The 18,879-nt window shown below is 69.6% G+C and carries 20 protein-coding genes, 1 tRNA gene and 1 other RNA gene; 14 read left to right on the top strand and 8 right to left on the bottom strand.

What is annotated here, in order from left to right; translation table 11 throughout:
* The first annotated feature begins 42 nt into the window (after positions 1-42).
* Together dapF and BKA02_RS11080 are read left to right on the top strand one after the other, a co-directional pair.
* On the top strand, positions 43-915 hold the full coding sequence (dapF, locus tag BKA02_RS11075) for a diaminopimelate epimerase (RefSeq protein WP_179434026.1): 873 nt from the start codon (positions 43-45) through the stop codon (positions 913-915).
* Positions 916-918: 3 nt separating this feature from the next.
* The gene (locus BKA02_RS11080) at positions 919-1,608 is read left to right on the top strand and encodes an HAD-IA family hydrolase (RefSeq protein WP_179434029.1); all 690 of its coding nucleotides are present in this window, start codon (positions 919-921) and stop codon (positions 1,606-1,608) included.
* Positions 1,609-1,613: 5 nt separating this feature from the next.
* Here BKA02_RS11080 and BKA02_RS11085 read toward each other — a convergent pair whose 3' ends face one another.
* Complete coding sequence (locus BKA02_RS11085) at positions 1,614-2,255, bottom strand: class I SAM-dependent methyltransferase (protein WP_179434030.1); 642 nt, start codon at positions 2,253-2,255, stop codon at positions 1,614-1,616.
* A gap of 71 nt (positions 2,256-2,326) precedes the next feature.
* Between BKA02_RS11085 and hflX the strand changes: the two genes are divergently transcribed.
* Complete coding sequence (hflX, locus tag BKA02_RS11090) at positions 2,327-3,832, top strand: GTPase HflX (RefSeq protein ID WP_179434032.1); 1,506 nt, start codon at positions 2,327-2,329, stop codon at positions 3,830-3,832.
* Between the two features lie 19 nt (positions 3,833-3,851).
* Here hflX and BKA02_RS11095 read toward each other — a convergent pair whose 3' ends face one another.
* On the bottom strand, positions 3,852-4,514 hold the full coding sequence (locus BKA02_RS11095) for an SIMPL domain-containing protein (protein WP_179434034.1): 663 nt from the start codon (positions 4,512-4,514) through the stop codon (positions 3,852-3,854).
* 148 nt (positions 4,515-4,662) lie between these two features.
* Here BKA02_RS11095 and ssrA point away from each other — a divergent pair.
* Positions 4,663-5,032: a transfer-messenger RNA gene (ssrA, locus tag BKA02_RS11100) on the top strand.
* Positions 5,033-5,203: 171 nt separating this feature from the next.
* Here the strand turns inward: ssrA and BKA02_RS11105 are convergent.
* Positions 5,204-5,276: transfer RNA gene (locus BKA02_RS11105), tRNA-Lys, on the bottom strand.
* A gap of 94 nt (positions 5,277-5,370) precedes the next feature.
* Here BKA02_RS11105 and BKA02_RS11110 point away from each other — a divergent pair.
* From BKA02_RS11110 to BKA02_RS11130, 5 genes are all read left to right on the top strand, one after another.
* The gene (locus tag BKA02_RS11110) at positions 5,371-6,213 is read left to right on the top strand and encodes an inositol monophosphatase family protein (protein WP_179434036.1); all 843 of its coding nucleotides are present in this window, start codon (positions 5,371-5,373) and stop codon (positions 6,211-6,213) included.
* Positions 6,210-6,788, top strand: a complete 579-nt coding sequence (locus BKA02_RS11115) for a hypothetical protein (RefSeq protein WP_179434038.1) — start codon at positions 6,210-6,212, stop codon at positions 6,786-6,788. Before BKA02_RS11110 ends, BKA02_RS11115 begins: the two co-directional genes overlap by 4 nt.
* 288 nt (positions 6,789-7,076) lie before the next feature.
* Positions 7,077-7,850 (top strand): hypothetical protein, encoded by a 774-nt coding sequence (locus tag BKA02_RS11120; RefSeq protein ID WP_179434040.1) that lies wholly within the window; start codon positions 7,077-7,079, stop codon positions 7,848-7,850.
* Positions 7,851-7,946: 96 nt separating this feature from the next.
* The gene (locus tag BKA02_RS11125; protein WP_179434042.1) at positions 7,947-8,783 is read left to right on the top strand and encodes a patatin-like phospholipase family protein; all 837 of its coding nucleotides are present in this window, start codon (positions 7,947-7,949) and stop codon (positions 8,781-8,783) included.
* A gap of 78 nt (positions 8,784-8,861) precedes the next feature.
* Entirely contained in the window at positions 8,862-9,338 is a 477-nt protein-coding gene (locus tag BKA02_RS11130) for a hypothetical protein (RefSeq protein ID WP_179434044.1), read from the top strand.
* Between the two features lie 21 nt (positions 9,339-9,359).
* Here BKA02_RS11130 and BKA02_RS11135 read toward each other — a convergent pair whose 3' ends face one another.
* From BKA02_RS11135 to BKA02_RS11145, 3 genes are read right to left on the bottom strand one after another with little or no spacing between them, the layout of a single operon-like run.
* A complete protein-coding gene (locus tag BKA02_RS11135) occupies positions 9,360-10,583 on the bottom strand; it encodes an MFS transporter (RefSeq protein ID WP_179430096.1) in 1,224 nt (407 codons plus the stop codon).
* Positions 10,580-11,011, bottom strand: coding sequence for a MarR family winged helix-turn-helix transcriptional regulator (locus BKA02_RS11140; RefSeq protein ID WP_179434046.1), 432 nt, complete (start codon positions 11,009-11,011; stop codon positions 10,580-10,582). The genes BKA02_RS11135 and BKA02_RS11140 overlap by 4 nt, the downstream gene beginning before the upstream one ends.
* A 48-nt stretch (positions 11,012-11,059) precedes the next feature.
* Positions 11,060-11,854, bottom strand: a complete 795-nt coding sequence (locus BKA02_RS11145; RefSeq protein ID WP_179434048.1) for an IclR family transcriptional regulator — start codon at positions 11,852-11,854, stop codon at positions 11,060-11,062.
* 102 nt (positions 11,855-11,956) lie between these two features.
* Here BKA02_RS11145 and BKA02_RS11150 point away from each other — a divergent pair, with 102 nt between their 5' ends.
* The 3 genes from BKA02_RS11150 to BKA02_RS11160 are packed head-to-tail and all read left to right on the top strand — an operon-like array spanning position 11,957 to position 14,584.
* Positions 11,957-12,742, top strand: a complete 786-nt coding sequence (locus BKA02_RS11150; RefSeq protein ID WP_179434050.1) for a 3-oxoacid CoA-transferase subunit A — start codon at positions 11,957-11,959, stop codon at positions 12,740-12,742.
* A 1-nt stretch (position 12,743) separates the two neighbouring features.
* Complete coding sequence (locus tag BKA02_RS11155) at positions 12,744-13,397, top strand: CoA transferase subunit B (RefSeq protein ID WP_179434052.1); 654 nt, start codon at positions 12,744-12,746, stop codon at positions 13,395-13,397.
* The gene (locus BKA02_RS11160) at positions 13,394-14,584 is read left to right on the top strand and encodes an acetyl-CoA C-acetyltransferase (RefSeq protein WP_179434054.1); all 1,191 of its coding nucleotides are present in this window, start codon (positions 13,394-13,396) and stop codon (positions 14,582-14,584) included. The genes BKA02_RS11155 and BKA02_RS11160 overlap by 4 nt, the downstream gene beginning before the upstream one ends.
* A gap of 6 nt (positions 14,585-14,590) precedes the next feature.
* Here the strand turns inward: BKA02_RS11160 and BKA02_RS11165 are convergent, their stop codons facing one another.
* Together BKA02_RS11165 and BKA02_RS11170 are read right to left on the bottom strand one after the other, a co-directional pair.
* Positions 14,591-14,884 (bottom strand): hypothetical protein, encoded by a 294-nt coding sequence (locus tag BKA02_RS11165; protein ID WP_179434056.1) that lies wholly within the window; start codon positions 14,882-14,884, stop codon positions 14,591-14,593.
* Positions 14,885-14,893: 9 nt separating this feature from the next.
* Positions 14,894-16,075, bottom strand: coding sequence for an aminotransferase-like domain-containing protein (locus tag BKA02_RS11170; protein WP_179434058.1), 1,182 nt, complete (start codon positions 16,073-16,075; stop codon positions 14,894-14,896).
* 72 nt (positions 16,076-16,147) lie between these two features.
* Here BKA02_RS11170 and BKA02_RS11175 point away from each other — a divergent pair, with 72 nt between their 5' ends.
* Both BKA02_RS11175 and BKA02_RS11180 read left to right on the top strand, forming a co-directional pair.
* Complete coding sequence (locus tag BKA02_RS11175; protein WP_179434060.1) at positions 16,148-17,413, top strand: MFS transporter; 1,266 nt, start codon at positions 16,148-16,150, stop codon at positions 17,411-17,413.
* Between the two features lie 35 nt (positions 17,414-17,448).
* Positions 17,449-18,879, top strand: a complete 1,431-nt coding sequence (locus BKA02_RS11180; RefSeq protein WP_179434062.1) for an alpha,alpha-trehalose-phosphate synthase (UDP-forming) — start codon at positions 17,449-17,451, stop codon at positions 18,877-18,879.

Raw genomic sequence — 18,879 nt, forward strand, 5'->3', positions numbered from 1 at the left:
GTGAAGAGATCGCGAAGGGGAGATGCTTCGTAGACTTGGCGCATGGTCGCATTCGCCAAGGGGCACGGGACGGGCAATGACTTCGTCATCATCGAAGACGCCGACGGGCAGGCGGGCTTCGAGCCCGATCAGGTTGCGGCGCTGTGCGACCGCCACTTCGGTATCGGGGGCGACGGCCTGCTGCGCGTTGTGCGCTCCACGGCGCTCGTCGAGGGTGCGGCCGCGCTCGCGGAGAATCCTGCGGCGGAGTGGTTCATGGACTACCGCAACGCCGACGGCTCGGTGGCGGAGATGTGCGGCAACGGCGTGCGCGTCTTCGCGCACTACCTGATCCGCAGCGGCCTAGCCGAACTCGGCGCGGGCGAGACGCTGCACATCGGCACGCGCGCCGGTGTGCGGGCCGTGACGCTGGCCGACAACGGGTACGAGGTGGACATGGGCACTTGGCGTATCGCGGGCGGCGAGCCCCTCGCGCGCGCCGCCGGATTGGGTGTGCCGCGTCCTGGACTCGGCATCGACGTGGGCAACCCGCACGTCGTCGTCGCCCTGGCCTCAGATGCCGAGCTGGCCGGGCTCGACCTCGTGCACTCGCCGGAGCTCGCCCCTGTACCGGAGAACGGCGCGAACATCGAGTTCGTGGTCCCCGGCGATCCGCTCGTGCAGGACGGGGTCGGACGCGTGCGGATGCGCGTGTTCGAGCGCGGCGTCGGCGAAACCCTCAGCTGCGGCACGGGCGTGGTCGCGTCAGCTCTCGCGGTGCGCCACTGGGCGGGCTCGGCCGCTCCCGACACGTGGGAGGTCGAGGTGCCCGGCGGAACGCTGGGAGCACGGATGTTCCCCGGCGATGACGGCGAGCACGTCGCGCTGTCGGGGTCCGCGCAGATCGTCTTCCACGGCGAGATCGAACTCGCCTGAACCGTGGCGGTGCCGATCGAGCTCGTCATCTTCGACTGCGACGGCGTGCTCGTCGACAGCGAGCGACTGGGCGTCCGCATCGACCAGCAGCTGCTGGCGGATCTCGGCTGGTCGCTCACCGAGACCGAGATCGTGCACCGCTTCGTCGGACGCTCCGCGGCGCATTTCCGCGCCGAGATCGAGAGTCATCTCGGCCGGACGCTGCCCGACGACTGGGAAGAGCCGTACCTCCCGCTGTACGCGGAAGCGTTCGAACGCGAACTGGAGGCCGTTCCGGGCGTGATCTCCGCGCTGGATGCGATCTCCGGCCCGACATGCGTCGCCTCCAGCGGCCCGCACTCGAAGATCCGGCACACGCTCGGCCTCACCGGACTCCTGCCGAGGTTCGAAGGACGCATCTTCAGCGCCACGGAGGTCGCCCACGGAAAACCCGCCCCCGATCTGTTCCTGCATGCGGCGGAGCGGATGGGGGTGCCCCCGGAGCGGTGCGCGGTGGTCGAAGACAGCCGGTTCGGGGTCGCCGCGGCGAGGGCCGCGGGAATGCGCGCGTTCGGCTACTCCGGCGGACTCACGCCACCGGACTGGCTCGAAGGCGACGACACCGTCGTCTTCGACGACATGGCGCTGCTGCCCGGACTGCTGGAAGCGGCGGGATCGGGCACGGACGCCCTGGGCAGCTCAGGGTCCTTCTGATCGTCTCAGAGCGTCGCGATGGCGTCGGTGCGCGGTGCACCGTGACGCTGCACCTTGAGCACCCGGAACCCGCGTCCGGTCGTCGCGCGGTACACGCTGTAGCCGATGTCGAAGGTGGCGGCCAGCCAGCGCTGGAGCGAGTCGGCGCCGAGATTGCGGCTGACGACGAACCAGCCGTCGCTGCGTTCGTCGAGCCGGGGAATCCATCGCTCGAGCAGGCCGTGCAACTCGTTCTTGCCCACGCGGATCGGCGGGTTGGAGCGGATCGTGCGGAAGACGACGTCGTCGGGAACAGCGTCGGGCGTGACGGCGTTGATGTTGTCGAGGCCGAGCTCCCGGGCGTTCCGGCGCACGAGGTCGAGCGCGCGCTCGTTCACGTCGACGGCCCAGATCGTCGCGTGCGGCGATTGCAGGGCGAGGGAGATCGAGATGGGCCCCCACCCGCAGCCGAGGTCGAGGAAATGGCCGCCAGGGGGAGCGGGCGGCGTGTTCGCAAGGAGCACGGCTGTTCCGGCATCCACATGGTCGGGACTGAACACGCCGCCGGCGGTGGTGAGCTCGAGCTCGCGGCCCGCGAGCACGACCCGGATCCGACGCAGATTCTCAGGACTCGCGGGGGTCGCGGTGAAGTAGTGGTCGGACCCCATAGCGAGAGCGTAGCGGAGAGCCACGGATAAGGTTAAGGCGCTCTTCGTCGAAGAGCGGCAGAAAGGTGCGGATGACGCAGTCCACGAAGAACGACGAGCACGACGACGCGATCGAGCGCGTGCTGAAGGCCGCTGAGCCACGTACGCAGGCGCGCATCTTCGGCGCAGCTCAGGCGCTGCAGGATGCGACGACGGCGGCCGGATCGCGCACCGACGGCGATCAGTGGGATCTGGAGGAGCGCCACGCGCTGCGCCGGGTGCCCGGTCTGTCGACGGAGCTCGAGGACGTCACCGAGGTCGAGTACCGTCAGCTCCGATTGGAGAACGTGGTGCTCGTCGGCGTGTATCCGCAGGGAGCGCAGGATGAGGCGGAGAACTCGTTGCGAGAACTCGCCGCCCTCGCCGAGACGGCCGGAGCGGTCGTGCTCGACGGCGTGCTGCAGCGACGCCCGCATCCGGATCCGGCCACCTACGTCGGCCGGGGCAAGGCGGCCGAGCTCAAGGACATCGTCGCGGCGGTCGGCGCCGATACGGTCATCGCCGACACGGAACTCGCTCCCAGCCAGCGACGCGCGCTGGAAGACGTGGTGAAGGTGAAGGTGATCGACCGCACCACGGTGATCCTCGACATCTTCAGCCAGCACGCCAAGAGCCGCGAGGGCAAGGCGCAGGTCGAACTCGCCCAGCTCGAATACCTCCTGCCACGGCTGCGCGGATGGGGCGACTCGATGAGCCGTCAGGCCGGTGGCCAGGTGGGCGCGGGCGGCGCCGGCATGGGCTCGCGCGGCCCCGGCGAGACGAAGATCGAGCTGGATCGTCGGCGTATCCGCACGCGGATGGCCATGCTCCGCCGTCAGATCCGCGACTTCGCCCCTGCCCGCGAGGCCAAGCGCGCCGAGCGCAAGCGCAACACGATCCCGTCCGTGGCCATCGCCGGTTACACGAATGCCGGAAAGTCGAGCCTGCTCAATGCGCTCACCAGCGCGGGAGTGCTGGTCGAGAACGCCCTGTTCGCGACGCTGGATGCGACCGTGCGGCGCTCGGAGACCACCGACGGCCGTGTCTATACGCTCACCGACACGGTGGGATTCGTGCGCAACCTGCCGCACCAGCTCGTCGAGGCGTTCCGTTCGACTCTGGAGGAGGTCGGCGACGCTGACGTCGTCGTGCACGTCGTGGACGGTTCGCATCCGGATCCGGCGAGTCAGTTGCAGACCGTGCGCGACGTGATGGGCGATGTGGGCGTGCGCGGTGTTCCCGAGATCGTCGTGTTCAACAAGGCCGATCTCGTGAGCGACGACGAGCGACTCGTCCTGCGCGGCCTCGTCCCCGGCGCGCACTTCGCCTCGTCGCGGACCGGGGAGGGCATCGACGAGCTCCGCGAGGCGATCGCCGAGGCATTGCCCCAGCCGGCCGTGGAGATCACGGCGCTCGTGCCCTACGACCGCGGCGATCTGGTCGCCGCGGTGCACGAGACGGGGATGCTGCTCTCAAGCGAGCACCGCGAGACCGGCACGCTCGTGCATGCGCGCGTCTCGGAGCGCCTCGGCGCCGAACTCGCGCCCTTCGTGGTCTGAGCCGATCGGCGCGGGAGGCTCAGCTCGCGCGAAATCGCGCTTCGACCGTGGCCGACACGGTGATGTCGTCGGGGTGGAACTCCATCTCGGGTGCTGAGGCGACGAAGGCGCCGGTGCGCATCGCGCGCATCCCGCCCGTGGGAGCCGGGGCAGGGGATGAGCTGATCATTCCCACATCGGCGATCTCGACCGGCTGCACCTCGTCCAGTCCCAGCGCCTCGGCGTAGGCGGTGGCCCGTGCGACGGCGGTGTTCACGGTCCGGGCGGCGACGTCGGCTTCGGTGCTGCGGCGGGTCTCGGGCGTCAGTTCCCATGAGGTGTTCCCGATCGTGATGCCGTCCCAGCCCGAGATCTCGGTCGCCCACAGCGACATCGCGGAGAGATCGGAGAACGTGGCGGTGGCGTCGATCGTCGCGTGGAACACGGGCGCCAGTCGCTTGCCCTCGTTGTTCCACGGACGTTCAGCACGCACCGCAAGGCGCTTGCTCGTCCACTCCTCGACCGCGCCCGACTCCTGATGCGCGGTCAGTCCGTCCCGCAACGGTGCCGCGGCGCTCAGTGCTTGAGCCACGACCTGCTCCCGATCGGGGCCGTCGAAGCCGACCGTGAGGTGAACGGTCGCCCTCTCGGGTGCGATCCGAACCTCGTGCTCGCCTCGGACCGTGATGATGACCTCGCTCATGCGGCCGACTCTACGCCACGGCTCAGACGTGCGGTGCGATCCTGGAATGGCGGGCGCAGCGGATGCGTTGTATCCTGTGATGCTCGGGTGCTTCGGCATCCGCTGACAACTCCACAGAGCGACAACGGCTCCTTCGAGAGAAGGGCACGGGGCTGATCGGTTTCGACAGCGCCTGTGAATCCACGAGAAGCGGGCCGAGGATGCAGGGTTATCTCGTGAACGCCCCCTGCAAAACAATAGTTGCCAATGCAAAGCGCAACGACTTCGCCCTCGCTGCATAAGCGAGCCCGATAGTCCGTCAGACCGTATGTGATTCCGGTACGGATCCTGGCGTCATCTAGGAATCTTGCTGCGTGACGGCGTCTGGACGTCACGCGGGACTCTTCCCAGGCTGGGCTTGTCGACTTAGGTGTCTGTGACAAAGGTCGGAGCCGAGCAGAACGTCTGCACAGACTGCGCCCGGAGAAGGCGTGGAGACTCAGCGTTGGACGGGGGTTCGATTCCCCCCAGCTCCACCAAGCCGTTGTCACTGTCGGGTTGAGGCCCCGTGATCCTGCGCGAGCAGGCTCACGGGGCCTTTCTCTTTGCGTAGGCGCGGGACTTCGGAACCGCGTGCGCGAGCCGTCGGCCGTGCGAACGACGAAGCCCGCGATCTCATGTCTCCACAGGATCGCGGGCTTCGCAGGCGGTGCGCCCCCAGGGACTTGAACCCTGAACCCATTGATTAAGAGTCAATTGCTCTGCCGATTGAGCTAGAGGCGCATGGTCGGATCATCTCCGACCGAAGAACAACATTAGCAGGCGATTCATATCAGGCGAAATCGAGGCGGGACCGGTCCGCAAGTACGCTGGAGGCGTGTCCGGAACCCTCCAATCTCCCGATTTCACGGCGGATCTCGAGCTCGCCCTCCGCCTGGCGGATGCGGCCGATGCGCAGACGCTTCCCCGCTTCGAGGCGGGCGACCTGACGGTGTCGCTCAAGCCGGATCGCTCGCACGTCACCGATGCCGATCTCGCTGCGGAGCGCTCAGTTCGCGAGCTGCTCCGCGCCGAGCGCCCCGACGACGGCATCCTCGGTGAGGAGTACGGCACAGAGGGCGACACCCACCGGCAGTGGATCATCGATCCCATCGACGGCACCGCCAACTTCCTCCGCGGAGTGCCGCTGTGGGGCACCATGATCTCGCTCGCGATCGACGGCGTCGCGCGCGTCGGCGTGGTGAGCATGCCCGCACTCGGCCGCCGCTGGTGGGCGGCGCCGGGGCTCGGCGCGTGGACGAGCGACGCCCGCGCGTCCCGCCCCATCCGGGTGTCATCGGTCGACACCCTCGACGAGGCGAGCGTCAGCTTCCAGAGCATCGCCCAATGGGACGACGCCGGACACCTCGACGCTCTCGTGGCGCTGAGCCGACGCGTCTGGCGCGACCGCGCCTACGGCGACGTGTACGCGTACATGCTGCTCGCCGAGGGCCGGATCGACATGGTGGCAGAGTTCGACGTCAAGGAATACGACATCGCCGCCGCCTTCGCGATCGTCGCCGAGGCGGGCGGGCGCACGACGGCGTTCGACGGCGCCGCGACCCTCGACTCCCGCTCGGCGCTCGCGACCAACGGCGTGATCCACGATGCGTTCCTCGCGTTCTTCGACGGCCGCGCCGATGCCTCTGCCGGTGACGCGGCAGCAGGGCGCGACGGGTGAGGAAGCGCACGACGGGGCGCCGCGTCTCCGCGCTCATCCTCGCCGCGGCCGTCGTCGGGATCGCCACCGCGTGCGCATCCGTCTCAGACGATGCGGCCCAGCCCGGCCCCCCGGAGTCCACGCCCTCGAGCACCCCCGCAGACGCGGGCACGCCATCACCGGCCGGCGACGCCTCGGCCATGCCGACCTGCGACACGCTCATCGGTGCGTCCACCGTCGCCGTATTGACGAATCAGGGATGGACCGCCCGGCAAAGCGATTTCGCCTTCGGCCCCGATATCGTGCCCGGCGGACTGCAATGCCTGTGGGCCGATGCCAGCACCGCGTCCGATAACGGCCTGCTGTACGGATGGGCGCCGCTGTCGGCAGAAGACGCGGCGAGCGCTCAGGAGACACTCCTCTCCCAAGGCTGGGTGAAGGAAGACGCCGCGTCGGGTGTGTACATCACAGCCGATCCGCAGTTCGCCATGGGCAAGGACGACGACGGCTACGGGATGACGTATCTGTTCGGCGACGGGTGGGTGACAGTCTCGGACACGAAGCAGGGCTTGCTTCTCATCGACCGCCCCGAGTGAGGTGACGTCGGCGCACCCGCACGCGCTCGGCGGGCGATTGCTACACTCGCGCACATCCCCGGAGTCGTGCTGAGCGGGGATGACCGGAGCAGACGGGGGTCGATGAGGATGGATGACGCGCACTCGGCAGGCGGACACGACTTCGATGCGAACGCTTCGTCTGAACCTCCCGAGGTCGCGCCACCCCAGACGGCTCCCGGGTCCTCACCAGATGGCTCCGCATCGCCGGCCGCGGAGCCCGAGTCGCCGGCGCCTGCGACCCCGTCGTCCCCGCGGGGCGGACTGCTGATGGGCCTGGCGATCGCGTGCGGCGTGCTCCTCGTCACGACGATCGGGCTCGGCGTCACCGCCGTGTCGCTCGCAGTCGGCAACCCCGCGTCGACAGGGGGCACCGCCACACCCACGCCCACCGCATCGGACGGCTCCTCCGGCACGAACGGCAGGGCCGGCATCGTGCACGACATCCCGATCTCCGTGCACTCGGACCTCGAGTTCGGGCCATTCGCCATGACGGAGCCGGACGAGGACGCCTACACGCTGCTGTACGCGGTCATCACCAACCCCGACTCCACCCGCGCGGCAGAGATCTACTTCGACATCACCGCCTACGATGCCGAGGGCCGCATCATCGACCGGACCCCGACGAGCGCCTACCTGCTGCCTGACCAGCAGTCGGTCTTCGAGGGCATCCTTCCCCCGGACCTGTCGGATGTGGTGGAGTTCAGAGTGGAGCAGACGATCGGCGAGTTCGAGCCGCCGATCATGACGGGCGAGATCACGCTCGACGCGCTGAAGGGCTCGAAGGAGGGTCTCGTCGAGGGCACGTTCACCTCGAGCCTCGACGCGGTTCCCGAGTATCCCTCGCTCTACATCGTCGGCCACATCGACGGTGAGATCTTCGCGGTGTGCGACGCGATGCCCGATATCCCCGCGGGTGGATCGTTCACGTCGAGGTGCGGGTTGGTACCGGCCGCCAACGGGGAGCAGCTCGTGGCGCCCGACGACATGCTCCCCGACGACGCCGAGTTCGCCGCCTTCCTCGCCCTCGACATTCCGTACTGAGCTCTTCGCGCACCTGCGATCGTCAGGTCGACGCCGCGTCAGCGGACGCGTCTGAGAAGGAGCACGTCTGCGACCCTGCGCCGTTAGCCTGGCGGGATGACGGATGACAGGACCGCGCTCGTGCTGGGCGGTGGGGGAGTGACCGGGATCGCCTGGGCGACAGGACTGCTGCTCGGACTCGAACGCGGGGGGCTCGCGTTGCGCGATGCCGATCGCATCATCGGGACGTCGGCCGGCGCGGCCGTCGGCGCGCAGCTGACCGGCCCTCTCTCGCTCGACGACCTCTACGACCGCCAACTGTGCGGTGTCGTGCGGGAGCTCCCGGGCGGGCTCAGCGGCGCCGCGCTGCTGCGGATCGGGCTGCCCGTTGCGCTCCGCCACGATGCCGCCGCGGCGCTGCGCAGCATCGGACGGTTCGCCGCTTCCCGAGCGGAGGACCGCCGTGAGGCGCGACGACACGTCATCGAGCAACGGCTCGACGGCGCCGATTGGGCAAGCGACCGCGACCTGGGCCTCACGGCGATCGACATCGACTCGGGCGAACGGGTGGTCTTCACCGCAGGCGGCCCGGCGAGTCTGGCCGACGCCGTCGAGGCCAGCTGCGCGGTACCCGGTGTGTGGCCGGTCGTCACGATCGACGGGCACCGCTACATGGACGGCGGAATGCGCTCGCCCGCCAACGTCGATCTCGCCGACGGCGCGTCACAAGCCGTCGTGATCGCGCCGATGCCCCGCGCGGCGCGCAAAGACACGGCTGCGCAGGTTGAGCTGTCAGCTCTGGGCATCCCGGGTGCGGTATTGTCGCCCGACGAGCAGTCGCGCGCGGCGATCGGCACGAATGCGCTGGATCCGAGTGCGCGCACGGCTGCGGCGCAGGCCGGGCTTGCGCAGGCCGTCCGCGACGCCGACGCTGTCGCCGCTGTCTGGGGCTGAGCGCGCGGCATCCGCTCTTCCCTCATCGGGCCGCCGGTGCGATCATGGCGACGAGGAGGATCCGGATCAGGAGGGACCATGATCGAGCTGGAAGACGTGAGCGCCGATGACGACGGCGCCCTCACCGCGACGGCGGAGCTGGACGGTGTCGGACGCGTCACCGTCGAATACGAGCCCGACGAAGAGCTCGAGATCGATGTGCCCGACGACGAGGACGAGGATGAGGACGACGAGGAGCGCGAGGAGGGTGAGCCCGACGTCGGCCACCTCTGCGAACTGATCGGGCACGCGCTCGGGCGGCTCACTCCGGAGGTGCTCGACGCGCGAGCCATGGATGTCGTCACGCGTCTCACGGAGGAGACCGGCGGTGAGGAGGGCGATGATGCCGCCGACGTCGAGGCGGCGCTCGCGGCGGATCTGTCACTCGACGCCGTCTCCGTCATCGGGGACGGCACGCTCGCCCTGCTCTACCTCGCTCCGGACCAGTACCCCGGCTCGAGCATCCGCGCGCGCCTCGACGACGATCTCGCACTGGGCGACGTCGAAGTGGACTGAGAGCGCCGCCCCGCGGTGCATTCAGGTCGCGTCGCCGACCAGCACCGCCTCGGCGTCTTCCGCAGCATCGTGCGCGCGGGGCGCATCGAGGTGCCGAAGAGTGTTCCTGCCGAGGAAGACCACTCCCGCGGCGATGAGCACCGCCGCGGCGGCGAAGAAGTAGGGCACGGTCGCGTTGAACGCGTGCCAGAGAAGCGCGGCGATCGGCGGAGCAGCGGCACCGCCGAGGAAGCGCACGGCGGAATATGCCGACGATGCCACCGAACGGGGAAGGTCGGTCGCCTCCATGACGGCTTCCGTGAGCGCCGTGTTCATCACGCCGAGCAGGAGCCCGCCGATGACGATGCAGACGACGAGGGCCGCAGCGTTGGCGACGAGCAGGCCGGCGACGATGAGGTCGAGGGCCAGCAGGGGCAGGATGATCCAGATGATGCGGGTCAGCGGCATCCTGCGCATGAGGATCGGGGCCACCCAGACGCTGGTGACGGCCAGCGCGACGCCCCACCCGAAGAAGGTGAACCCGATGCCCATGGCGCCGAATCCGAGCGGGAACGGGGAGAAGGCGAGCAGGATGAAGAACCCGATGTTGTAGAACAGGGCAGCCACGGCCAGTACGGCCAGCGCCGGACGGCGAAGGGCGCGGAACGGCGCCGACAGCGGCATGCGCTCGCGCTTCTCGCCCGGGCCGCGCAGCAGCGTGAGCACGGCGACGAAGGCGATGGCCATGAGCACGGCGACCCCGAAGAACGGCCCGCGCCAGCTCTGTTCGCCGAGGAGTCCGCCCAGAAGCGGACCCACCGCGATGCCCAGGCCGAGGGCGGCCTCGTAGAGGATGATCGCGGCGCTGCTGCCGCCGGACGCCGCGCCGACGATGGTGGCGAGTGCCGTCGAGATGAACAGGGCGTTGCCCAGCCCCCAGCCCGCGCGGAAGCCGATCACGGCGTCGACGCTGCTGCTCATGGCGCACAGCAGGGCGAAGACGACGACGAGTCCGAGCCCGATCATCAGCGTCGCCTTGGCGCCGATCCGGCTGGAGATCCAGCTGGTCACGAGCATCGCCAGGCCGGTGACGAGCAGGTAGCTGGTGAACAGCAGCTCGGTCTCGACGGGGCTGGCCTCGAGTGAGTCGGCGATGGCGGGCAGGATCGGGTCGACCAGGCCGATGCCCATGAAGGCGACGACGCAGGCGAACGCGACGGCCCAGACCTGCGCGGGCTGGCGCCAGACGGAGGGGGTGGTGGTCAACGCGGGGTCCTTTCGGGGGCGGTGCGCGTGCGCAGGATCTCGGCGGCACGACTCAGGTGCGTCCAGTCGTCGGCGTCGAGGTCGGCGAAACGCGGTTCGAGCACGGTCTGAAGCTCGCGACGCCATGACTCCAGCGCCGCGCGACCGTGCTCGGTGATCGATACGAGCGTCGCTCGGGAATCGGCGGGATCGGCCGAGCGCTCGGCGAGGCCGTCTTTCTCCAGCAGCCCGACCATCCGGGTCATCCCCGGCTGGGTCGTGCGGCTGCGGTGCGCGAGGTCTCCGACGCGCAGTGCGCCTTCGGTGTCGAGCACGCTCAACGCCCGCCACTGCGCGGCGGGCGTGTCGTTGCCGGTCTCATGGGCGGCGATGCGGGCCAGGGCATGGGCTGAGAACACGATCGACTGGATGACGTCGTCTCGATGCATACTGAAAGTATATACCTCAGGCATGTAATGCTCCCGCGGAGTGGAGGCTCAGCGGCGTGCGCCCGCGATCCGCGAGGTGAGCTGATGCGCGTGCGCGAGCAGGGTGCGGCCGAGCGCGGGGCGGCGCTCGGGGCTGAACCGGAACTCCACGCCGGTGAGGCTCAGCGCCCATTGCGGATGCCCGTCGCGGTCGAACACGGCCGCCCCCATGCCCCAGCTGCCCTCGACGATGAGGCCGGGGTTCACGGCGTACCCGCGCGCCTTGGTCTCGGCCAGGCGTGAGCGCAGGGGCTGTGCGTCGTGGGCACGGCCCCAGCGCTCCGGAAGCTCCGGATGGCGTTCCAGATACGCATCCACATCGTGGTCGTCCTGGAACGATAGGATCGCCAGGCCAGCACTGGCGACGCCGAGGGGAAAGCGCACGCCCTCGCTGAGCACGAAGGAGCGGATGGGGAATGACCCTTCCTCACGCAGCAGACACACCGTCTCGTCGGCGCGCCGCACGGAGAAGAAGGCGCTCTCCTCGGTCTTCACCGCGAGCGAGCGCACGATGTCGCGTGCGAGCTCGGTGACGTCGTACCGCGCCGCCGCCACCGTTCCCATGAGGTACAGCTCGGGCCCTGGGAGCCAGCGAGCCGATGCGTCGTCCTGATCGACGAGTCCCTCCACCCGAAGCGCGGTGAGCAGGCGGTGCGCTGTGGAGCGGCTCAGACCGCTGTCTCTGGCGAGCTCGTGCAGCGATGCGCCGTCGGCCGAGGCGCTCACGCGACGCAGCAGGTCCGAGGCGCGGGCGATGGCCTGGGCGCCGGGCACCGTCCGGCGGGGGCGCTGCTGCTGTTCCATAATGTGGACGCTATCGATCGGGGCGCCCACATCGCAAGCACGGGCTTGGCCGCGCGCCGTCGGAGTCGGAAGCTGGAGGGAACGACACGAAGGAGTGCAGGCGTGATCGACAAGACCTGGGCGACGGCCGCCGATGCCGTGGCAGACATCCCCGACGGGGCCTCGCTGGCCGTGGGCGGCTTCGGCCTGTCCGGAAACCCGTCGCAGCTGATCGAAGCTCTGCTCGCCCAGGGCACGGGCGACCTCAGCGTCGTGAGCAACAACTGCGGTGTCGACGAGTGGGGACTGGGCATGCTGCTCGGTGCCCGGCGCATCCGGAAGATGACCTCGTCGTACGTCGGCGAGAACAAGGAGTTCGAACGGCAGTTCCTCTCCGGTGAGCTCGAGCTCGAGCTCACCCCTCAAGGCACGCTCGCCGAGAAGCTGCGCGCCGGAGGATCCGGGATCGCCGCATTCTACACGCAGACCGGTGTGGGCACGCAGGTCGCAGAGGGTGGACTGCCCCGCCGCTACAACGCCGACGGCTCGGTCGCCCAGGCCTCGCCCGCCAAGGATGTGCGGGCCTTCGACGTCGACGGCGAGATGAAGGAGTTCGTGCTGGAGGAGGCGATCCGCACCGATTACGCCCTCGTACACGCCGCCGTCGGCGACCGGCACGGCAATCTCGTCTTCAACAAGGCCGCGCGCAATTTCAACCCGCTCGCCGCGATGGCGGGCAGAGTCTGCATCGCCCAGGTCGAGCGGCTCGTCGAGCCCGGCGAGCTGGAACCGGATGCGATCCATCTTCCCGGCGTGTTCGTGCACCGCGTGGTGGAGGTCGGCGTCGACATCGAGAAGCGGATCGAACGGCGCACCGTTCGCGATTCCGTCGGAAGCGAAGGAGTCTGACATGGCGCTCACCCGAACCGAGATGGCGGCGCGCGCCGCCCGAGAGCTCGCCGACGGATCGTACGTGAACCTCGGCATCGGGCTGCCCACGCTCGTGCCCAACTACGTGCCCGACGATGTGACCGTCGTGCTGCAGTCGGAGAACGGCATCCTCGGCGTGGGGCCGTACCCCACGGAGGAGAACATCGATCCCGACCTCATCAACGCGGGCAAGGAGACGGTCACCACTCTTCCCGGCACCGCCTTCTTCGACTCCGCGACGAGCTTCGGAATGATCCGGGGCGGCAAGATCGACGCGGCGATTCTCGGAGCGATGCAGGTGTCGGCCACGGGCGATCTTGCCAACTGGATGATCCCCGGGAAGATGGTGAAGGGGCCCGGAGGTGCGATGGATCTCGTGCACGGCGCGGGACGGCTCATCATCCTCATGGAGCATGTCGCCAAAGACGGGTCGGCCAAGATCGTGAACGAGTGCTCGCTGCCGCTGACGGGGCGGGGCGTGGTCGACCGCATCATCACCGACCTCGCCGTGATCGACGTGACGCCCGAGGGCCTGGTGCTCGTGGAGACCGCACCAGGCGTGAGCGTCGACGACGTCATCGCCGCCACCGAGCCCGACCTGACCGTTCCCGAGACCCTGAAGGCGACCGCATGACCTCCCCCTCCGAAGACATCGTCATCGTCGCGGCGGCCCGCACCCCGCAGGGGCGGCTCAAGGGCCAGCTTGCCCCGTTCACGGCCCCGCAGCTCGGCGCGCTCGCGATCCGCGGCGCGCTGGATATGGGCGGGGTGGATGCCGGCGCGATCGACGCCGTCATCGTCGGCCAGGTGCTCGCCGCCGGCTCCGGTCAGAACGCCGCGCGACAGGCCGCCGTCGGGGCGGGGATCGGCTGGGATGTCCCGGCTCATTCCGTCAACAAGGTGTGTCTGTCGGGCCTGACCGCGATCATCGATGCGGCGCGGATGATCCGCACCGGGGATGCGCTGACCGTCGTCGCGGCGGGAATGGAGTCGATGACCCGCGCTCCGCATCTGCTCATGGGATCGCGCGACGGCTGGGCCTACGGCTCGATCGAGGTGCTCGATCACATGGCCTTCGACGGGCTGACCGACGCGTACGACCAGGAGAGCATGGGGGCTTCGACCGAGCGGCACAACCCGCGCTTCGAGGTGACGCGCGAGCAGCAGGATGCGGTGGCCGCCCGCTCGCACCAGCGCGCGGCCGCCGCGGCCCGAGAAGGCGTGTTCGAGGCCGAGATCGTGCCGGTGACCGTGCCGCAGCGCAAGGGCGATCCGATCGTCGTGACCGCCGACGAGGGCGTGCGCCCTGACACGACGCCCGAGACGCTCGCGAAGCTGCGCCCCGCCTTCGCCGAGGGCGGGACGATCACTGCCGGCAACTCCTCGCAGATCTCCGACGGTGCCTCGGCGGTGATCGTCACCACTCGCGCCAACGCCGAGGCGCAGGGCTGGGAGGTGCTCGCCGCGCTGGGCGCGAGCGGACAGACCGCCGGGCCCGACAACTCGCTGCAGGCGCAGCCGGCTCAGGCGATCCGCGCGGCGCTGGAGAAGCAGGGGATCGGGGCGGAGGAGCTCGATCTCGTCGAGATCAACGAGGCGTTCGGCGCGGTCGTGGAGCGCTCGCAGCGCGAGCTGGGGCTCTCCCACGACGTCGTCAACATCCACGGCGGCGGCATCGCGATGGGGCACCCCATCGGCGTGTCGGGAAACCGTCTCGTCGTGCACGCGGCGCACGAACTGGCCCGCCGCGGCTCCGGCACGGCGGTCGTGTCGCTGTGCGGCGGCGGCGGTCAGGGAGACGCGCTGATCCTCACCCGCTGAGCCGGCTCAACGGCGCTGCGTCTCCCGTGCCTTCTTCTCGGCCTTCTCCACCTGCTTGATCTGCTTCGCTGTGCGCTTCTCCTGCGTGTCGGCGACGGGGGAGTCGGGAGCGACCGGCACGCCTTTCTGGTCGCGACGCATGTCGACGATCGCCCCGATCGAGAGGGCGAGAGTGATGCCCCAGCTGATCCAGGCCAGCACGGCCCGCCAGGTGATCGGCGCGTCGCGCGAGCCCCGCAGCAGGGAGATGCCGCCCGTGACGGCGCTGAACAGTCCGCTGGCGAAGACGTAGTTGCGCATGAGACCACGCTACCCGGCGAGGGCGACGCCGAGGCGACGGATTCCCTCGTGAATGCGACCCGGAGCATATGTCGTGAACGACAGTCGCAGCGTGCGCGGGTCGGCGGCACCCGAGTAGAACGGGGCTCCCGGCACGAACGCGACGTCATGGGCGAGGGCATGAGTGAGCGCGGTCGTCGCATCGGCGCCCTCGGGCAGCCGCACCCAGAGGAACATTCCACCCTCCGGCGCATTCCACGCGCTCCCGGCGGGCAGGTGCGCCGACAGCGCCTCGAGCATGGCGTCGCGCCGCTGCGCATAGGCCGTGCGGATGCGGTCGAGGGCCGCATCGCCCCGCCCGGAGGCGAGGTAGTGCGCGGCGGCGGCCTGATCGATCGTCGAGGTGTGCAGATCGGCTGCCTGCTTGGCGATCGTCGCGGCGCGCCGCACGTCGCCCGTGGAGCGCAGCCAGCCGATGCGCAGGCCCGGAGCGATCACCTTCGAGAAACTGCCCAGGCTCAGCACGTGGTCGGGGGCGAAGGCGGCCAGCGATGGCAGCGCCGTGCCTTCGTACCGCAGCTGGCGGTACGGCTCGTCTTCGACGATGCGGAACCCGCGGTGTTCGGCGATGGCGGCGATACCGCGGCGCGCCTCGACGTCGTGCGAGCGGCCGGTGGGGTTCTGGAAGGTGGGGACGATGTAGAAGAACTTCGGCGCATGCACGGCGGCGGCCCGGTCCAGAGCATCCAGATCGATCCCGTCGTCGCCGTGCGGCACGGCGACGATGCGGGCTCCCGCCAGCGCGAAGGTCTGCAGCGCGGCGAGATAGCAGGGCTCCTCGACGAGGATGACGTCTCCTGGGTCGACGAGCACAGTGGAGAGCAGGCCGAGCCCCTGCTGCGAGCCGGTCGTGATCACGAGGTCGTCGGCCGAGGTCTGCACGCCGTCGGCGGTGTAAGCAGCCGCGACGAGCGTCCGCAACGACGAGTCGCCCTCGGACGTCGAATACTGCAGCACCGAGGGAGAGGAGAGCACGGCGTCGTACGCCGCACGGATGCCGTCGACGTCGAACAGCTCCGGTGCCGGCAGTCCGCCTGCGAACGAGATCACCGCCGGGCGCTCGGTGAGTGCCAGCAGATCGCGCACGGGAGAGGTGCGCGCCGACCCGGCGCGCTGCGAGACGGAGGGGAGGTCGGAAACGAGCGGAGCCATGAGAAGAACCTAGGGCACGTTGCTGCGGCGCCTACGATGGACGAGCGGTCGCCGAAGGCCCCGCCTCCAGCCATGACGACGACCAGCCCTTGCGATTCCGACGCCGACCGCAGCCTGTTCCGACGGGCCGGTGCGGCGTACTTCGTCATCGCCTTCATCGCCCGGCTTCCGTTCGCGATGATCGTGGTCGGAGTGCTCACCCTCGCCGTCGAAGCGCGCGGCTCGGTCTCCCTCGCCGGCCTCACCTCGGCCGCCGTCGGGGTGGGCACGGCCTGTTTCGGGCCCCTCCTGGGTGCGGCCGCCGACCGATTCGGCCAGCGTCCCGTGCTGCTCGTGCTCGCGGCGGGAAACGCCGCCGCGCTCGTGCTGCTCACCGTCGTCGCATACGCCGCGGTTCCCGACGCCGTGCTCCTGCTCAGCGCCTTCGCAGTGGGGGCGACGGCGCCGCAGGTCGCGCCGCTGTCGCGCTCCCGGCTCGTGACGCTCATCATGGAGCGGATGCCCGAGACCGGCCGGGCGCGCACGCTGTCGTCGACCCTGTCGTACGAGTCGGCGGCCGATGAGACCGTCTTCGTCTTCGGCCCCTTCGTGGTGGGGGCTCTGGCGTCGCTGCTCGGCCCCGCGGCGCCCCTCCTCATTGGCGCGGCGCTCAGCCTGCTGTCGGTCGGCGCCTTCGCCCTGCATCCGTCGGCATCGTGGATCTCGGTGCACCGCCGGGCCGACGGTGGGGCGGCGTCATCGGTCTCCGAGCTGTTCCGCTCCCGGCTGCTCGTGGTCGTGTTCGGGATCTTCGGCGTGGGCCTCCTCTTCGGCACCGTGCTCACGGCACTGACGGCGTTCATGGCCGACCGCGGCGAGGCGGATGCCGCCGGATTGCTGTACGGCGTGATGGGGATCGGGTCGGCGATCTTCGCCCTCGGCATCGCGGCGTTGCCGCAGGCGTTCTCTCTGCGGCTGCGCTGGCTCGTGTTCGCGGGCATCCTGCTGGGCGGAACGCTGATCCTGCTCACCGTGAACGACGTGGGCGGCATGATCCTCGCCCTGGGGGTGATGGGGATCGGCATCGGCCCGACGCTCGTGACCCAGTTCGGCTTCGGAACCGCCGCGAGCCCGGCCGGGCGCTCGGCGACGGTGATGACGATGCTCGGCTCGTCGGTCATCGTCGGCCAGGCCGTCGGCTCGGCGCTCACCGGGGTCGTGGCAGAGCAGGCGGGAACCAGCGTCGCGCTGCTGCTGCCCATCGCCGCCGCGGCCAGCATCGTGGCGGCGGGGATCGTCAACGTGAGCCTGAACCCGAGGACGCACAGCCACCGTCACCGGCCGCAGCGGGATCGCTAGCCTAGAAGAGCCGTCCATTCCCGAGAGGAGCGGTCATGTCCACCGCAGAGTTCGTCGTCGTCGCCAACCGCCTGCCCGTGGACCGGATCTTCTCCGCAGACGGCGAAGAGCAGTGGCGCACCTCGCCTGGTGGCCTCGTCGCCGCGCTCGAACCGGTGATGCAGAGCGTCGACGGCGCCTGGGTGGGGTGGGCTGGCCAGCCCGATCTCGAGATCGAGCCGTTCGTGTTCGACGGTATCCGGCTGATGCCCATCGCGCTGTCCGAGCAGGATGTCGAGGAGTACTACGAGGGCTTCGCCAACGACACGATCTGGCCGCTGTACCACGACGTCATCGCCCCGCCCCAGTACCACCGCGAATGGTGGGATGCGTACGTGCGGGTCAATCGGCGCTTCGCCGAGGCCGCGGCCGACACCGTCGAACGCGGCGGCACGGTCTGGGTGCACGACTACCAGCTGCAGCTCGTGCCGCAGATGCTGCGCGAGCTGCGCGGCGATGTGACGATCGGCTACTTCCACCACATCCCGTTCCCCGCGCACGGGCTGTACGCGCAGCTCCCGTGGCGCGATCAGGTGCTGCGCGGCGTGCTCGGCGCCGACGTCATCGGCTTCCAGCGCGCGCAGGATGCCACCTACTTCCTCACGGCGGTGCGCCGACGGCTGGGTTTCGCGGTGAAGGGCTCGAGCGTGGCCGTCGTCGACGATGACGGATCCGAGCGCCACGTGACCGCGCGCGCTTTTCCGATCTCCATCGACACCGCTCCCTACCTCGAGCTTGCCGCCCGCCCCGACGTGCGGCAGCGCGCCGCCGAGATCAGGGCGAGCCTGGGCAACCCGAAGAAGATCCTCCTCGGGGTCGACCGCCTCGACTACACCAAGGGCATCCGGCACCGCATCAAGGCGTTCGGAGAACTGCTCGATCAGGGACACCTGTCCGTGCAGGACGTCTGCTTCGTTCAGGTGGCGAGCCCCAGTCGCGAGCGCGTCGACGCTTACATGCACCTGCGCGATGAGATCGAGGTGGCCGTCGCCCGCATCAACGGCACGCACGACACCATGGATCACACCGCCATCCGATACCTGCATCAGGGCTACCCGCGGGAGGAGATGGTGGCCCTGTACCTCGCCGCCGACGTCATGCTCGTCACCGCGTTGCGCGACGGAATGAACCTGGTCGCCAAGGAGTACGTCGCCACGCGCGCCGACAACCGAGGCGTGCTCGTGCTCAGCGAGTTCACCGGCGCGGCCGACGAGCTGCGCCAGGCCGTGCGGGTCAACCCGCACGACATCGAAGGCGTCAAGGAGGCGATCATGACGGCGGTGCAGATGCCCGAGGCGGAACAGAGCAGACGAATGCGGTCGCTGCGCAAGCGCGTGCTCGAGAACGACGTGACCGCATGGTCGTCGTCGTTCCTCGGCGCCCTGGAACGGGCCCGCTCGGAACACGTGCGGCCAGAGGCGGAGTGA

Source organism: Microbacterium pseudoresistens, from assembly GCF_013409745.1.
Classification (GTDB): Bacteria; Actinomycetota; Actinomycetes; order Actinomycetales; family Microbacteriaceae; genus Microbacterium; species Microbacterium pseudoresistens.

Bases quoted from the DNA above. Each gene is read 5' to 3' on its own strand.
- dapF (WP_179434026.1), top strand. From the start codon at position 43: ATGGTCGCATTCGCCAAGGGGCACGGGACGGGCAATGACTTCGTCATC.
- BKA02_RS11085 (WP_179434030.1), bottom strand. From the start codon at position 2,255: ATGGGGTCCGACCACTACTTCACCGCGACCCCCGCGAGTCCTGAGAAT.
- hflX (WP_179434032.1), top strand. From the start codon at position 2,327: ATGACGCAGTCCACGAAGAACGACGAGCACGACGACGCGATCGAGCGC.
- BKA02_RS11095 (WP_179434034.1), bottom strand. From the start codon at position 4,514: ATGAGCGAGGTCATCATCACGGTCCGAGGCGAGCACGAGGTTCGGATC.
- BKA02_RS11120 (WP_179434040.1), top strand. From the start codon at position 7,077: ATGGGCCTGGCGATCGCGTGCGGCGTGCTCCTCGTCACGACGATCGGG.
- BKA02_RS11125 (WP_179434042.1), top strand. From the start codon at position 7,947: ATGACGGATGACAGGACCGCGCTCGTGCTGGGCGGTGGGGGAGTGACC.
- BKA02_RS11130 (WP_179434044.1), top strand. From the start codon at position 8,862: ATGATCGAGCTGGAAGACGTGAGCGCCGATGACGACGGCGCCCTCACC.
- BKA02_RS11140 (WP_179434046.1), bottom strand. From the start codon at position 11,011: ATGCATCGAGACGACGTCATCCAGTCGATCGTGTTCTCAGCCCATGCC.
- BKA02_RS11145 (WP_179434048.1), bottom strand. From the start codon at position 11,854: ATGGAACAGCAGCAGCGCCCCCGCCGGACGGTGCCCGGCGCCCAGGCC.
- BKA02_RS11155 (WP_179434052.1), top strand. From the start codon at position 12,744: ATGGCGCTCACCCGAACCGAGATGGCGGCGCGCGCCGCCCGAGAGCTC.
- BKA02_RS11160 (WP_179434054.1), top strand. From the start codon at position 13,394: ATGACCTCCCCCTCCGAAGACATCGTCATCGTCGCGGCGGCCCGCACC.
- BKA02_RS11165 (WP_179434056.1), bottom strand. From the start codon at position 14,884: ATGCGCAACTACGTCTTCGCCAGCGGACTGTTCAGCGCCGTCACGGGC.
- BKA02_RS11170 (WP_179434058.1), bottom strand. From the start codon at position 16,075: ATGGCTCCGCTCGTTTCCGACCTCCCCTCCGTCTCGCAGCGCGCCGGG.
- BKA02_RS11175 (WP_179434060.1), top strand. From the start codon at position 16,148: ATGACGACGACCAGCCCTTGCGATTCCGACGCCGACCGCAGCCTGTTC.
- BKA02_RS11180 (WP_179434062.1), top strand. From the start codon at position 17,449: ATGTCCACCGCAGAGTTCGTCGTCGTCGCCAACCGCCTGCCCGTGGAC.